This window comes from Phormidesmis priestleyi BC1401 (assembly GCF_001650195.1).
In the GTDB taxonomy this organism is placed as follows: Bacteria; Cyanobacteriota; Cyanobacteriia; order Leptolyngbyales; family Leptolyngbyaceae; genus Phormidesmis_A; species Phormidesmis_A priestleyi_B.
This window is the reverse complement of sequence record NZ_LXYR01000055.1, coordinates 1-15,469: the sequence shown is the minus strand read 5'-3', so window position 1 is coordinate 15,469 and position 15,469 is coordinate 1. Positions and strand designations below refer to the sequence as shown.

Annotated in this window: 11 protein-coding genes; 2 read left to right on the top strand and 9 right to left on the bottom strand. The window is 49.1% G+C overall.

What is annotated here, in order from left to right; all coding sequences use genetic code 11:
- Nucleotides 1–120 precede the first annotated feature (120 nt).
- The 4 genes from A8707_RS20995 to A8707_RS20980 are packed head-to-tail and all read right to left on the bottom strand — an operon-like array spanning nt 121 to nt 4,269.
- Entirely contained in the window at nt 121–330 is a 210-nt protein-coding gene (locus A8707_RS20995; protein ID WP_068819165.1) for a type II toxin-antitoxin system HicB family antitoxin, read from the bottom strand.
- A 14-nt stretch (nt 331–344) separates the two neighbouring features.
- The gene (locus A8707_RS20990) at nt 345–611 is read right to left on the bottom strand and encodes a type II toxin-antitoxin system RelE family toxin (protein ID WP_068819155.1); all 267 of its coding nucleotides are present in this window, start codon (nt 609–611) and stop codon (nt 345–347) included.
- Complete coding sequence (locus A8707_RS20985) at nt 608–817, bottom strand: hypothetical protein (RefSeq protein WP_068819154.1); 210 nt, start codon at nt 815–817, stop codon at nt 608–610. The genes A8707_RS20990 and A8707_RS20985 overlap by 4 nt, the downstream gene beginning before the upstream one ends.
- Nucleotides 818–837: 20 nt before the next feature.
- Nucleotides 838–4,269, bottom strand: coding sequence for a type ISP restriction/modification enzyme (locus A8707_RS20980; protein ID WP_068819153.1), 3,432 nt, complete (start codon nt 4,267–4,269; stop codon nt 838–840).
- 489 nt (nt 4,270–4,758) lie between these two features.
- On the opposite strand from A8707_RS20980, the gene A8707_RS30495 reads away from it, so the two are divergent.
- Nucleotides 4,759–7,716, top strand: coding sequence for a DUF4912 domain-containing protein (locus A8707_RS30495; RefSeq protein WP_068819152.1), 2,958 nt, complete (start codon nt 4,759–4,761; stop codon nt 7,714–7,716).
- A gap of 186 nt (nt 7,717–7,902) precedes the next feature.
- On the opposite strand, the gene A8707_RS20970 is transcribed toward A8707_RS30495, so the two are convergent.
- The 5 genes from A8707_RS20970 to sppA form a co-directional block, all read right to left on the bottom strand.
- Nucleotides 7,903–8,832 (bottom strand): alpha/beta fold hydrolase, encoded by a 930-nt coding sequence (locus tag A8707_RS20970; RefSeq protein ID WP_068819151.1) that lies wholly within the window; start codon nt 8,830–8,832, stop codon nt 7,903–7,905.
- A gap of 209 nt (nt 8,833–9,041) precedes the next feature.
- Nucleotides 9,042–9,851, bottom strand: coding sequence for a DUF4114 domain-containing protein (locus A8707_RS20965; RefSeq protein ID WP_068819150.1), 810 nt, complete (start codon nt 9,849–9,851; stop codon nt 9,042–9,044).
- 354 nt (nt 9,852–10,205) lie between these two features.
- On the bottom strand, nt 10,206–11,279 hold the full coding sequence (locus A8707_RS20960) for a potassium channel family protein (protein WP_068819149.1): 1,074 nt from the start codon (nt 11,277–11,279) through the stop codon (nt 10,206–10,208).
- Nucleotides 11,280–11,508: 229 nt separating this feature from the next.
- Nucleotides 11,509–11,748, bottom strand: a complete 240-nt coding sequence (locus A8707_RS20955) for a hypothetical protein (protein WP_068819148.1) — start codon at nt 11,746–11,748, stop codon at nt 11,509–11,511.
- Nucleotides 11,749–11,881: 133 nt separating this feature from the next.
- Complete coding sequence (gene sppA / locus A8707_RS20950; protein ID WP_068819147.1) at nt 11,882–13,678, bottom strand: signal peptide peptidase SppA; 1,797 nt, start codon at nt 13,676–13,678, stop codon at nt 11,882–11,884.
- Nucleotides 13,679–13,966: 288 nt separating this feature from the next.
- Between sppA and A8707_RS20945 the strand changes: the two genes are divergently transcribed.
- Nucleotides 13,967–15,358 (top strand): malic enzyme-like NAD(P)-binding protein, encoded by a 1,392-nt coding sequence (locus tag A8707_RS20945; protein ID WP_068819146.1) that lies wholly within the window; start codon nt 13,967–13,969, stop codon nt 15,356–15,358.
- Nucleotides 15,359–15,469 lie beyond the last annotated feature (111 nt).

The window sequence follows — 15,469 nt, the reverse complement described above, 5'->3', positions numbered from 1 at the left end:
AATGGGATTCGTGGGAGTGGAGGCACGATCGGGCACACGGTAATAAGCATATCTGAATAATTTAGCGTTTAATGCGTTGCTCAGTAAATCTCACCTTTAGCAGATTCTCCTGCATTCGACCTACTGGCAGTCTAGAAGCTTTAGTTCGATAATTGCGCCTTCGGATAATTCAAGCGGTTCAGGGTCGAGATACAGTGCGATCGCTTCACGGATATTGTCTAAGGCTCCTTGCTGGGTTTCTCCTGCTGAGGTGCAACCCGGTAATTCTGGACACCAGACTGCCCAATCTTCTGTTTCTGGATCATGCTCAAGGACTACGCGCCATTTCATCTTGCTTTTCTCCATTACGGGAAGTAACGATAGATCTCTTTTCGATGCAGTACACGAACGAAAACTACAGTGTCCTCACTTACAGAAAGCCCAATTCGGTAGTCGCTTACTCTAATGCGGTAGTAATCTCCCGGTGCTTTTAGTTTTTTGACATTAATTAAGTCTGTCCAATTATTAACAGATTCAACTTCTTCGATCACTGCTTGAATTCTTTTCAATAGCTCCGCATCTCTAATTTTACTGAGATCTTTTTCAAAACTTTTTCTGAATTCAACGTTCATGGCTGCTGACTTAAGATTTTGAAGATGGCTTCTCGACTGACAGGTTCAGTGGTTTCGCCTTCCTCAATTGCTTCTGCCAAGGCGATATCTTCCATTGCTTCAACAATAATGTCCGTAAAGACTTCTTTCTGTTCTTGCAAGATCTCAACGATCGCTGTTTTGATCAGTTCTTTAAGCTGGCTTGTGTTTAATGTATTTTCAGACATCGTATTTCCTCCATAATTGATTACTTTTGGGCTGACCAGGGATAGGTTGATTGTTTCACTGCTTGGTAGTTTGCATCTAATTCAGGTTCTAGTAGCAAGATAGCTGTAATGCGTCGTGCCATTTGGGTGACTTCAATGACTTCTTCTTGTTTGAGCGATCGCCCTAATAATTCTTGCTCTCGATAACTCAGCCATTTTTTGATGACCTGATAACCGCCGATCGTATAACTCCAGACGCGATCGGGGATGTTTTTCCAATAGGCGATGTCGTTGAGGTAAATGTCACGGGTCGCTGCTCCTAAAAGCCCTTCTCCTGCCTTGGGAGAGGGGTTTGGGGTGAGGGCGGTTTGTTCTTCAGGTGTGTAGGGTCGATCGCTGACTTTTCCTCTTCCGGGCATGGTGACGTTGTTTTGCCCTGCATGACCCCAGCCTGCGGTGAGGGCAAAGTCGGTGTTGGGGTCAAGGTTGCCAGTGCCCACACGGGAGACAACGGCAATGGTTTTTATTTCGGGACGAAGTTTGCCAGATGTGACACCGGAAACGGGGGTTTCTGGATCGAGAAGTGTGGCAATTTGACGACCGAGAGTGGCAGAGGCGATTAGAGTTTCGCGGTTGTCAGGTAGAGGAATTCGCGCCCAGTCTTGGCGTAAGGCTCCGTCATTTTCACTTGCATAATTGGGTGCATGAAGAATTGCAAGAACGTGATAAAAAAGATGTTCTGCATCTGCGATCGTGCCAATTACTTTTAAATACTCGACTGCTTTATCAGAAAGATTTAGATTTAAGCCATTTTCGAGTTTGCGATCGTTGTTTGAGAACAGGTCAAGTTTTCCTTCTTCGGGTTTGAGAAATAAAGGGATACAACTTGCACCACGATCCATTAAATCTATACAACCAATACTCCTGATTACTTGTGGCTTTGACCATTCCCGTCTAGGCTTATGTTGAGCAACTATCCAAACATTACCATCAAAAACTTGTGGAAAGTATTCAGGTACTCGTCTACCTAAAAGACCTGCTTCAGGTTCCCAATATAACCAACGTAAATCAAAAGGACGATAGCAATGATGAACTATGTACTGAGGCAAAAAGCCTCTAGACAGCAGATACTTTCGTGCTTTTGGGGCATCAAACTGCGCTGTACTTTCAACGGCACGAGAACAAATTTTAGCCATTTCTATATCACTAATAGAGGAATCAAAGTATTTCTCTATTCGATTTATTAGCGCCGTTTTATTAATATCTACTACAAGTTCATCACGCTTTGTTTGAACACCTGGAAAAAATGTAGAAAAGAGTTCTGTTAAAAGTGGATAGTCAGGATAGCCAATATCAAACTTTCTTGGCTTGAGAGGTAGACCGAGCGCGATCGCAGGTTTCACCACTTCATATAAACTCTCATTGTCTTGATCTTGAGACTCGACAAGTTGCTGCCACTTTGTTACGCCCCAGAGATCGCGATACTTCACACTATCAGTGGGTTGATGATTTTCCTTGCGAAGTAGGAGAGCGATCGCAGTCCCAACTTGAATACCTTCTTTGTTCCATTCTGTTGAAAAGATACTTGGGTCAGACTTTCCAGTAGGCGTGACTTTTCCAGTTGCAAACTTATCGCCATTCAAACAATCAATCCAGATATCATCAAAGACTTCTAGATATCGTTCACGCATTCCTGTAAACGACAGCCCATCCAGATAAGAATAGTTCGAGACAAAGCAAACAACTCCTTTACCCGCTTCCTCTACAATTTGCCGTTCTGCCATGCGAAAAAACCGCGTGTAGAGATCATTCAACCCCTGACCTTGAGGCTTAGGCGCTTTCTTAGTCGTGCGATACACATTCGACAAATCGCGTTCTTCGTCTACTGCCATCCCTGCAAAACTGTTGTAAGGCGGATTGCCCAACACCACCAAAACCTTCTTCGATCGCTTGATTTTTTCCGCCGCATCCCGTTCTTCTTGCAGTTCCGGCAGTGCTGCTAGTTGCAACTGCACAAACTTTTCTTTCTCAGGGTCGAGTGGTTTCCATCCCGTCAGCGCATTCGTTAAATACACCCCCACCCGTTCCTCTTCATCACTCAACGGCACCCCCAAATTTTGCAACAGCAACCCCAACTGCAAATGCGCCACTACAAACGGAGCCGTCAAAATCTCAAACCCAAACACCCGCTTCATCGCGGCTTCCTTCAGTTGCGAACCGACCAGCGCACCCATCCCTTTATCTTGCAAATTGGCTTCAATTCGCTTCAGCACTTCCACCAAAAACGCGCCCGTTCCACAGCAAGGGTCAAGAATATACACGTTCGGGTCAGCTAACCCATCTTCGATCTGCAACTCTTCGCGCAACACTGTGTCCACCCGCGCCACCATGTACTGCACAATCTCCGGTGGCGTGTACCAAACCCCCAATTCCTTGCGTAACGTTGGATCAAACGCCTCCAAAAACGGCTCATAGAAATATTGAACGGCTTGCCCCTCATCAAACTTAGAGAAAAACGCCGTGCGATCGACTCGGTTCAACGCCTCCCCCGTCCAATTCAACACCTCTTCTAAATCCAGCTTGCGAACATGGGTTGCAGTCGCTACCTTCTCAAACAACGCCTTAATCATCGGAACGTGCAGATAATAACCCGCCACCCGCCAATCAAACCGCCCTTGTTCTTGCTGCTTGTGCCACAACACCCACGCCGAAAAAATGCCATAAAACAGCGTTTGAATCAGCGTTGACTTAAAAAATCGTTCTCCCTTCTTCGGGTCTTTCTTATCGCCCGTAAACGCAATCCCTAACGCCTCTTCTAACGCCTTTTTTAGCGTCTCTAATGCAGGCAAATCTGTCTTCTCAACTCGTGCCTTCGCATCCTTTGCATAAGAAGCCAAAAACCACGCCAGATCTTGCGGGCTGGCAATGCTGGCAGACTGAAGCATCACCCGCTTTAGATATTCAGTGACTTGCTCCTCTTGCTCCTCGGCAAATTGCTTAGGGTTCTTTGCCTTCTGCCAAAATTCCGCCTCATTTTTAGCGAGGCGGTAGGTTTCCAGCGTTGCAGGCTGTCCACTTGCATCTTGCCCAATCAGCACAAAATCTCGATAGTTCGTCACCAACACCTGACGATACTTATTCCAATACTTAGAAACCTGCTGAGTCTGAGCCGTCACCCAGGCATTATCCCCGGTTCCCTTAATCTCAATTACACCCCGCTCCGGGTTCGTAGGATTCGCTGGCGTATCCCCTGTCTTTTTCTGAAACTGACTAGCAGTAAACAAACCTCCATCCGGCATTCCCGCCCCGCCGATATTCTTCAACTGCATCACACAGCGCACCTTCGGCTTCAGCGTCTTGCCCAACTCATTCAACAGCTTCTCTAACGCCCCATAATAGGAAGTCTCCTTAACGGCTGCTCCGGTTGCCCTAATTTCCTGTAGATCTCGAATGTAAGTTTCAAAAGCACTCATAGTAATTTCCTCGGAGACAGCGTTTAGACCAGGCAAAGCTAAAGCTCGATCGTCAGTATTCCCACTTAATTCTCCCTCCTTCACCTTCAAACCTCGGAACTTCGACCTCAGAACTCGGAACTTCGACCTCAGAACTCGGAACTTCGACCCCAGAACTCGAAAATTTGACCTGTTTGCTTAAAACTTCACCCTCCAAACTCGAAGCTACACCTTCCGAACTCGGAACTTCAACCTTTTTACTCAAAAAATAAAGCTCAGAACTCGGAACTTCGAGCTTTTTGCTCTAACCTCCAACTTCTGAGCCTCAATCGTCTGAGATCCACTTGCTGTCTTCTCTACCTCAAGGCGGTCAACTGAAACGATCGCTTCTCAGATATCCCCCAAGCAATTACTCTACTCAAGCTGAAATTTGAGAGGAAGGCTATATAATTGGCACGTCTTTTGTCAAAATGAATTTCAACCTGAACTGTGTGAGTTGCTGAAAGCCCAATGCTTGAAAAAAAAGACAATTCCATCATCATGGCGCTGTTAGCCGCGATCGTAGCGGCATCTCAACCCTTCGCCATCTCCGCCCCTATCGTGTTGGCGCAAGCCGCCGCTAGCAGCCCGACGGCTTTTCCGCTTCCAACCGCCGTCCCCACCGGAACCACCGTTCGGATTGATGGTTCAAGCAGCATGGCATCGGCTAATCAGGCGCTAAAACAGCGATTTGAGGCACAGTTTCCAGGGACGAGCGTTACCGTCGGCTATGGCGGCACTCCATCTGCACTGCAAGCCGTCTTAGATGGAAAAGCAGACATCGCAGCGATCGGGCGCGTCCTCACTCCTCAAGAAAAAGCTCAGGGCTTGGTTGCCGTTCCTCTATCACGAGAGAAAATCGCGATCGTGGTTGGGTCTAACAATCCTTTTAACGGCAGCATCACAGATCAGCAGTTTGCCAAGATTTTTCGAGGAGAGATTACCGACTGGTCACAGATTGGCGGTTCTTCTGGCAAAATTCGGGTGCTCGATCGCCCCGAAATCAGTGATACTCGTCAGGCTCTCAGCAACTATCCAGTCTTTAAAACGGCTCCTTTTACATCGGGCGCAACGACCACGCGGCTCTCTGAAGACAGCACGGCATCACTGATTTCTCAACTCGGAGCCGATGGAATTGGCTACACGATCGCCAACCAAGCTCGCAAAGCATCTGGGCTGAAGGTGCTGCTGATGCACAATAGGCTTCCGACTGATCCTAGATATCCCTTCTCGCAGCCGTTGGTCTATGTCTATAAAGGCACGAATCCGAGTCCGGCGATCGCTGCCTTTTTAGGCTATGCTTCTGCGCCAACCGTGCAGCAGGCGATTCAATCTGCCCAAGTTGATCCGACTCTACTCGTCGCAGGAAGTGCAGGCGCGGCAGCATCTTCGCTGAATGCTACTCCTGCCGGAACCACCGCTCCTGCTGCAACCGCTTCTCCAGATGGAGTAGCCTCCTCAACGGTAGCAGTATCTCCGAGTGGAGCCGCGTCTGCCTCGACTGCCCCGACTACGATCGCCGCCAGACCCGCCCAAGATGATGGAGGCATTCTACCTTGGCTCTTGTGGCTACTTCCGCTGGGCTTGCTAGGGCTGTTTTTGCTGTGGTTAAACAGTCGTCGAGAGACTTCTGAAGAAGATGCAGGACGCTCGATCGAGCCAGTCGCTCCTCTTCAACCGACTCCGCCAGAAACGGCTCCCATTCCACCAGCTAACGATCTTACAGATCCTTGGGTTGAGAATCCTAACCTTGCTTCTAGAGCCGAATCGGTGGTTAGCTCCGATCGTGCCGCGTCAGGACAACCTGCCCCTGTTGCTGACCCTACGATTGAGACGACTGGCTCTACTCCTAATCTTGGAGATGCCGCACTAGCCGCCGGAGCAGGAGCCGCAGCTTTGGCAGATCGCACAGATTCTTCAGACATCTCTAGCCCTGAAGAACCTTCTCTCACCTCTGGAACGATTCAGCCCACCGAATTAACCGTCCCTGTTGTTGAGTCACCCATCAGTGCCGATGACTCTACTGCGATCGCAGGTGCAGCCTTAGCAAGTGGTGCCGTCTTAGCCGCAGGAGCCGCTGGAATGGCTCGATCGGAAGACCCTACACCTGAGATCAGCCTCGATGTTTCTCCCACTTCTCTAGAAGAACCCTCGATCGAGGATTTGGAAATCGAAGAAGCTTTATCCACATTTGACACGATCGACGACCTGGATGTTGATTTTCCCAGCGCGATTGAAGACCCGATCGAACTTGATCTCGACGGAGCGACCTCTGCTTCAGGCTTGGGTGATGTGAGTTCCCCAATCGTCCCTGCTGAACTGATCGGAGGAGCCGCCCTTGCGGTAGAAGCAGCAGCGTTGATGAACGCTGATGACGCTCAGTCTGAGGTCGAAGCCGCTAAGTTTGATGTCGGACAAACCGATCTCAGCAGCGAAACCTTGGCAACCGTTGATGAAGGATTGTCAGACCTACCAGAAGGCTATGGTGAAAGTCGAATTGTCCTGCTGCCTCGCGATCCGCAGTGGGGCTACACCTACTGGGATATCTCGAATGAGCACAAATCTGAAGCGCGACAGCAGGGCGGGCAGAACTTAGTGCTTCGGCTTTGTGATGTCACCGATATCGAGGTCGATCGGCAAAGCCCCCACACGATGCAGCAGTTTGACTGCGATGAAATGGCGCGAGATTGGTATCTGGCAATTCCCGTCAGCGATCGTGATTATCTCGTCGAAATTGGCTATCTGACTGCCGATGGACGCTGGCTGATGCTGGCACGATCGACCCCAGTTCGCATTCCTCCAACCTACCCATCAGACTGGGCTGAAGACCAATTTGTAACGATCGACTGGCAAGAAGACCTGCGGGGCAAAACTTTCTTAGAGCTAGTGCCACCCAGCAGACAAACCGATGGTGAAGCAGTTGTGAATCCTATCTACGATCAACTCTTTGACACAGCACAATCCGCCGAAGAGCAACGAGTGACGGGTTCACTGTTTGGCTCAATGCAGCAGGTCCCTCAGCAGTCGGTTAGCTCTTTTGTGTTCGCGCCGGGAGCCAGAATGAGCGCATTACCAACCGTTTCGGGAATTGGGATGTCGGGGATCGGGATGTCAGGAATCGGGATGTCGGCATCAGTTCCTCCTATTCGTCCACGCAACTTCTGGTTGATTGCTGACGCAGAACTGATTGTTTATGGCGCAACTGAACCCGATGCCAAAGTGACGATCGATGGCAACCCCATCCAACTCAACCCCGATGGCACGTTCCGGTTCCAACTCTCCTTTCAAGATGGCGTGATTCGATATCCGATCATTGCCGTTGCTGCCGATGGTGAGCAGATGCGATCGATTCACATGAAGTTCACTCGCGAAACGCCGCAGCGCAATACAAACACCAAAAATGAAGCTCAGGACGAATGGCTTTTTTAGAAGACAAGGGCGAACCCGATTCGCCCTTATTTTTGCAATCTAGCGAGATGTGCAATTGCCCTCATCCCAACCCTTCTTCCCAAGGAGATGGGCTTTCAGACAGTTCTGGTTCCCTCTCCCGATGGGAGAGGGCTAGGGTGAGGGCAGTCTTTGCTAACATTTCAGGAGAGTTGAACATTGTGTAATCTACGACCAATACTTCTCCAAAAACGGCAACATTCCCGCAGCCAACTGATCTGGATATTCTTCGTGTAACCCTAAAGAACCCGGCATCCGGTGAACCTGGACTCCTGAAAAATGGGCTAACACTTCCACCTCTGCACGAGATTTGGCTGGCATCTGCTCTCCAATCACCATCATCACAGGCACAGGCAATGGCTGAAACCAGCTAAACCAATCTTCTCTTTTTTTCACTGCATCTAAAGCACCTGTCACAAAGGCAGCAGACGCAAATCTCGCTCCTCGCTGTCGGGTCGTTTGCTGCTTTTGCCGCATTAGACTGTCTGTGATATGTTTAGGATCAGCAAACACATGACGACTGAGCATGAATTTTAAGAACCCACGAGTGGTATTCAAGAAGTAAAGAACCTGCCCCACCAACGGTAGGTTGATCAGCGTTTGCAAGACTTTATAGAGACGACGATGTTCGCCCATTGCCGTGGGTAACGGTCCGCGCCAAGTCGGAGACACCAGCACGACCCAGCGCCAAGGCACCGCCGCGCTGCCCCTGGCTCGATTGGCTAACTCCATCACATATCCGGCTGAGTGCCCTGCCGCAACCACCACAACTGGCTCAGAAAAGACTGTTTGCACAAAGTTTCGCAGAAAGGCTTCATAGAGGGCTGGTGTGTAGGCAATTTGAGGGCGCGAAGACTCTCCAAATCCTACCCAGTCGATCGCAATCACCTGATATTTTTCTGCCAACAGTTGTGCCAAGCCTCGCATCTCAGTGCGGCTAGACACGCTGCTGAGAGCAGGAAGCAGCAAAATCGGCTTTCCGTCTCCCAAAATTTCGTAGATGCCCGTGATGGACTGATCTTTCCAAGTCCAGTGATGTTCTCGGATGCTGCCGCCAATGCCGATCGACGAAATCGCTGCGGCAGAATTGTTGCTCATTCCGGTTTCCTCAAGTCTCTCGAATTCTTAGCTTACACCCGCACGATGCGCTGTTCTCTAACGTTTCCAAAGCTGAGCAATCTGCTAGGAAGCAATCTAAAGTGAGCTGAGAAAGTCTGAATATAGAAAAATAGCCCCCAGCAATTTGCTAAGGACTATTTTCTACAAACTACACACGACTGACCTTAATCTAGGACTGATCTTATCGACTAGTTAGCTTTGCTTTGACGGCGGCGCAAGAGCAAACCCGCAGCACCTAGCCCAATCAGCGACAGACTGACCGAAGGCTCAGGAACAGGCTTGATCAGCGCATTTAGATTCTTTTCCCCAATGTCAACCACAAAAACAGCATCGTTGAAGTCACGATCGGAGTTCTCGTTTTTGCCGCCCGTTGCACCTTGGGCACCATAGAGGTCTTCAAAACCCAGCAACAGATACTTTTTGCCAACACCGTAAGCAACCAAATGCTGAAGCCCATCTGCGTTTTGGGTCGTTTGAGTCCCAAAAACGTTTGCGCCTGTTCCGCGATTTAGACCGTCAGCACGCAAGAAGAAATCGAGTTGAGATCCCGCTTTGATTTCACCAACCTTTACGCCATCGCCCAGTTTGAGTGCATTGCCACCCCAGCCACCTACACAGCCAGCCCCTTCACAAGAGATGTCTTTAAACAGTAGGTTCTCGGTGTTGGTTTGCCCGGTTGAGCTAAAAGCCAACTGATTTCTGTAGCCTGCGCCTTCATTGATAAAGAAAGCAGACACGTTGTAATCATACTTCAGCTTTAGCTTGCTGGAGTCGAGTTGAAACTGCCCACTGTTAGGAATGGCAACGCGTTCTTGCTGCACAAACTGCTGATAGGTTGCATCATTAAAACCAGTTTGACTTTTGCTGTAGACAGTGGGTTGAGGCTTGTCCCAAACAGAGCTAGACGCAGATAAGGCGGCGGCTGGGGCAATTTGAGAGAAGGCTCCGGTGACGGCTGCTGCTGTGATAAATAGACTGGTCGCGAGTTTGGTATTCATAAATCTGTGAATGAAGTGCAGCTAACTCTTGAACCAGCGCACTCTTAACCTGCTTTATACTGAGGCGCTGTGTAGCTTCTAATACTTCTAGCAGGGTTTGGTTGCTGATGTCACTAGCTGCGATATCTCTTAGCTAACTCTTCACTAAAAACCTTGCAGGGTAAGTATTACACGCATTCTTTTATACGTTTTTGAAGTTAAAAAATAATTTTTATCATTAGCTTTTCAGTGTTAATACGCAAACTCAGTCTTTTATTTCGGCATATACGCAGCTTTTTATTAGGGTGTAACAAGCTCTTATGCTACTTACCTATTTGGCACTGACAAAACGAGTGATCTATCGCACGAAAGGTTTTATTGGTTGTCGTGACGAAACAGCCGAGAGCTGGCATATCGCATCGGGCGACGAATGACGTGCTTGCGAACAAATTGAGGAATATCTCCGCGATGCCCCATCACGATAACAACATCCCCTTCGCTGAGAATTAACGCTTGACTTGGGTGGGTAATGGTAGCGCCGTCCAGTCTGCGTAACGCCACAACAATAAAGGTTCCTTTACCCCGCACCTCAATATCTTCGATCGTTGCCCCCACCATCGGAGAGCCGTGCCCGATCGTGAGTTCATCGACTTGAATATCGACTTGTGACAGCAGTTCATTCAGACGACTGCGACCATCATCGTTGCTGAAAAACTCCATCGTGGCAGGGTGAGTAATCATGTGAGACATTCTCAAAGCGCTAATCGCGGCAGGCAGCACCACTTGGTTAGCGCCCGCTAACCGCAATTTCTTCTCGGTAGAAGGCAGTTCACCACGAGCCAAGATCATTAATTTAGGGTTAAGCTCGCGAGCGGTTAAGGTGATAAAAACATTGGCGGCATCATCTGGCAGCACGGTCGCTAAAACTTTAGCCCGATCGATACCAGCCGCGTGCAAAATAGCTTCATCGGTGGCATTCCCGATCCGAATTAAATAACCCGATGATTCAGCCATTGCGATGCGGTCAGCATTGTTATCAATAATCACGCAGGGAATATTAGCATCTAGCATCTTCCGTGCCAGAATCTGTCCCATTCGACCAAAGCCACAGATAATCACATGGTGTTCTAGCGTTTCAATGCTGCGTGTCATTCGTCTTGCTCCCAGTGCTTTATTGATTTCTCCTTCTGTAATCATTTGAACGAAGCCGCCCACCATGTAAACGACTGAAGATGTTCCTGCCACAATCACACCGATCGTGAAGATTCTCAGCGTTGTGCTCGTGATCGGGTGAACTTCGCCGTAGCCTACGCCAAAGGTTGTGATCACGACCATGTAAACGGCATCCATGAGTGACCAACCAGCGAGCATATAACCTGCTGTAGCTGCGGTCAGTGTAGTGATGAAAAATAGCGCTCCCGTGAGAATGCGTTTTAGTGATCCTTGCATACCCTGTTGCCTTTGAAGTCTTCACCTTATTCATAAACGCTCTGGGCAAGCTTTGTCTGTTTCGCTGGTGTCTTTTGCGGTTTGGTGATTGTAGGGAGTTGGTTCGACCGATCGTTTCACCTCTAGTTTTGAAATCATATTTGCGTTAGAAAACTGAAGGGCGAAGCATTTAAATCAATGCTTCGCCCTTTCGGTTATTTTGCTGACTTCTAAACGGGTATCTTTTTGATCAGGAGTTTCGTTTAGCATTCCAGGCGGCTCCTGCCCCTGCGCCAATTCCTGCAATCATTCCCGTTGCCATTCCTTCTAGCGTTTTTACGATCGGCTCTTGAGTGAGACACTGGTTAGTCAACACTTTTGCTTGCAGACACTGACTACCTTCTGCCCAACTGGCAGTTCCTCCTACAATCACACCCGCCGCACTGCACAGCAAGATTAATAGTAAGGAGCGATATTTTTTTCTGTCCATAGGTGGATGACAAATTACGATACTGTAAATGGATTCAACTTAATTTACCCATTTACCGGATTGGTTTCAACTCTGATCTAAAGTTTTAGGTTCGCAATCTCGACTTTTGATCCAGATTTTCTGACTTCAAAATTTAATCGACTCGGAGATTAAACGGCAGTCGGACATAGACTCCTCTCGGATCGTTCATGGCACGAAGAGATTCGAGATCTGCCTGAATTTTTTTGAACTCGCTGGTAAAGGGGTCGCTAGGAGTTGCTTTGGTTTCGCTGCCTCCTAAGAACTGACCCAAGAGTTTTTCCTCTAGCGTGCTCTTCTTGGGGTATTCCTCTAAATGCCAGTCGTCGCCAAGTTTTGCGCGGGTTGCGGCTTCTTTGACAGCATCCTCTAATCCGCCCAGTTCATCGACTAGACCGAGCGATTTTGCCTCAGCGCCCGACCAAACTCGCCCTTGAGCGATCTCGGCGACTCTCGATTTCTGGAGTTTGCGAGAGTCCGAAACTTTCGTGAGAAACTGGTCGTAAATTTTATTGACCGATCGCTGCACGAGTTCCAGTTCTTCAGGGGTTTTGGGTCGGCTAATGGTCTGACTGTCGGCGAAGCGTCCAGTTTTGACGACATCCCAAGTCAGACCATTTTGATTGGCGATCTTTTGGATGTTGGGCTGTAGCCCAAACACCCCGATCGAGCCTGTGATCGTGTTCGGTTCGGCAAAGATGCGATCGGCATAGGTCGAAATCCAGTAACCCCCTGATGCGGCTACGTCACCCATTGACACTACAACAGGTTTGACTTTGCGAGCTAAAACGAGTTCTCGCTGAATGATCTCAGATGCAGTGGCACTCCCGCCCGGACTGTTGACCCGCAGCACGACTGCCTTCACCTCGTCATCTAGGCGCAGATCTCGGATTTGTCGCGCCAAGCGATCGCCGCCGACTTGTCCCGCTGTGCCCTGTCCGTTGACGATTTCGCCATCGGCATAAATGACAGCAATTTGATTTTTGGCATCGCGCTTTTTGGGTCGATCGTCCGCGATTTTGGCGTAAGTTTTGAGAGCGATTTGGCGAAACGATTTATTCTCTTCGTCTTCTCCGGTCAACGTTTTTAGCTCTGCCGATACTTCATCAGAATAGGCAACTTTATCAGTCAAGCCGCTTTTCCGCGCTTCTTCTGGGTTCAAAATGCCCTGAGTGTCTGCAATCTTTTGAAGCTGCGGGACGGTCATTTTGCGGTCTTTGCTGGTCGTCGTGAGAAACTCACTCCACAGATCGCCTAAGAGTTTCTCGGTTTGCTCTTTGTTGGCAGGGCTGCGTTTTGTCAGCAAATAGGGTTCGACGGCTGATTTATATTTGCCGACTCGTGTGACCTGCACGCCGACCCCAAATTTCTGCAATGCCCCCGCATAAAACATACCTTCAGAACTGAGACCGTTGATCTCTAGCTGTCCGATCGGGTTCACCGCGATCGAGTCTGCCACCGATGCCAGATAATATTCGCGCTCTTTCCAATCAACATCGTAAGCGTAGATTTTTTTTCCAGCCGCTTTAAACCGCGTCATGGCTTTACGGACTTCTTTAAGCGTGGCAAACCCAGAAGAACTGTTGCCATCGCTGCCGTGAAGGTAAAGGGCAATAATTTTAGGGTCTTGAGTTGCGTAGTCGATCGTGTCTAAAACGCTGCGGAGACTGATCGTGTCGGTTTCACTTCCAGAAAGAGCATCGGTGACGACTTCGCGAGCGCTGGAATTGGGTCGAGAGTCAGTAATATTTTGAGATAAATCAAAAACTAACACTGATTTATCCTTCACCTGCGGTCCTGTGTCTTTTGTGGCGGTCGCAATAATTAGAAATAGCAAGCCTCCTACGCTAAGTCCTAAAAAAATGAAAATGCCAAGTAGGGTTGCGAACGTCTGTTTGAGAAAGTCACGCATAAGTAGTGAAGGGTAGGATTGAGAGATCGGTGATCGTGTCTGCAACTATCTTAAGGGCGAACCCGCGATCGTCTTTCCATGCTAAACGCTCTTCTGAAAGTCAGCCAAAGTTCAGCCATTTGTCAGGGGTTACACGTCGAAGAAAAGCCTCCCTTTTCGTTCATTCAGTACAGATACTTAGACGGCTTTTTTGTAGTCTGTAAAAGAATGACCACCGGAGAACCTTTAGATTTTGAATGGCTCATTACAATCTAAAATCTAGACTCCCCAATCCAATCTTCTACTGCTATGGCGAATCTTACTCCCAGCTCCAGTTATAGTCTGACCATCCGCGTTGAGGTGCCCAACCGCCCTGGGATGTTGGCAAGTGTAATTCAAGCAATCTCTGCGATCGGCGGCAGCATCGGGCAGATTGATCTCATTGAACAAACCCGTGACGTGTCAGTGCGGGAGGTGGTCGTCGATGCTGCCAGCACCGATCATGCAGACAAAATCGTGCAGTCGATTAAATCTCTCCCCGATGTCAAAGTTTTGAGCGCCGACGATCGCACGTTTGCCCTGCATCAAGGCGGCAAAATCACGGTGCGAAGCAAGGTGCCGTTGAGCAGACAATCTGATTTGGCGATGGCATATACACCGGGAGTCGGTCGGGTTTGCATGGCGATCGCTGAAGATCCTGATCGCGTATATGAACTGACGGTGAAAGGAAATATGGTGGCGATCGTCACCGATGGCAGCGCCGTGTTGGGATTAGGCAATCTCGGACCTGAAGCCGCAATGCCCGTAATGGAAGGCAAAGCGATGCTATTTAAAGAATTTGGCGGCATTGATGCATTTCCGATCTGTTTGGCAACGCAGGATACGGATGCGATCGTCGAAGCCGTGAAGATGTTAGCTCCTGTGTTTGGGGGCGTTAATTTAGAAGACATCGCCGCGCCGCGCTGTTTTGAGATTGAAACTCGCCTTCAGCAAGAACTCAACATTCCGATCTTTCACGATGATCAGCACGGAACGGCGATCGTCACCTTGGCTGCGCTCTCGAATGCGTTGAAGCTAGTTAAAAAATCTATCAGCGATGTGCGAATTGTGATCAACGGGGCTGGGGCGGCTGGAGTCGCGATCGCGCGTCTGCTTCGCAAAGCTGGAGCCACTCAAATCTCGATGTGCGACTCTAAAGGAATTCTCTCGGTCGATCGGGCTGATTTGACGGATCAAAAGCGAGAGTTTGCGATTGAGATGAAAGGCAACCTGACCGATGCGATGAAAGATGCAGATGTGTTTTTGGGCGTGAGCGCGCCGGGAGTAGTCTCTCCTGAAATGGTGAAATCGATGGCAAAAGACCCGATCGTGTTTGCAATGGCAAATCCAGTTCCAGAGATTCAGCCAGAACTGGTGCGTGATGACGTAGCAGTGATGGCAACGGGTCGCAGTGACTATCCCAATCAAATCAATAACGTTTTAGCGTTTCCTGGAGTATTTCGCGGAGCGTTAGACTGTCGTGCGGCTCACTTTACGACGAATATGTATTTGCAAGCTGCGTTAGCGATCGCGTCTCTGGTATCAGAGAGTGATCTAAACCGAGAAAATATCGTGCCGTCAGTGTTTGACGATCGGGTTGCATCTGTCGTTTCGGCTGCCGTCCAAAAAGCTGCTCGCGAAGATGGAGTTGCAAGAAAATAGAGGGAAGAGAAGATTTACCGGAATGGAGGGCTGGGGAACCCTTAAAGCCCCTGTCTTTTAAGCATGGGGATGTAAAAGGGGTTCCCGCGTGGCGGTCACGCCACAGAGTCT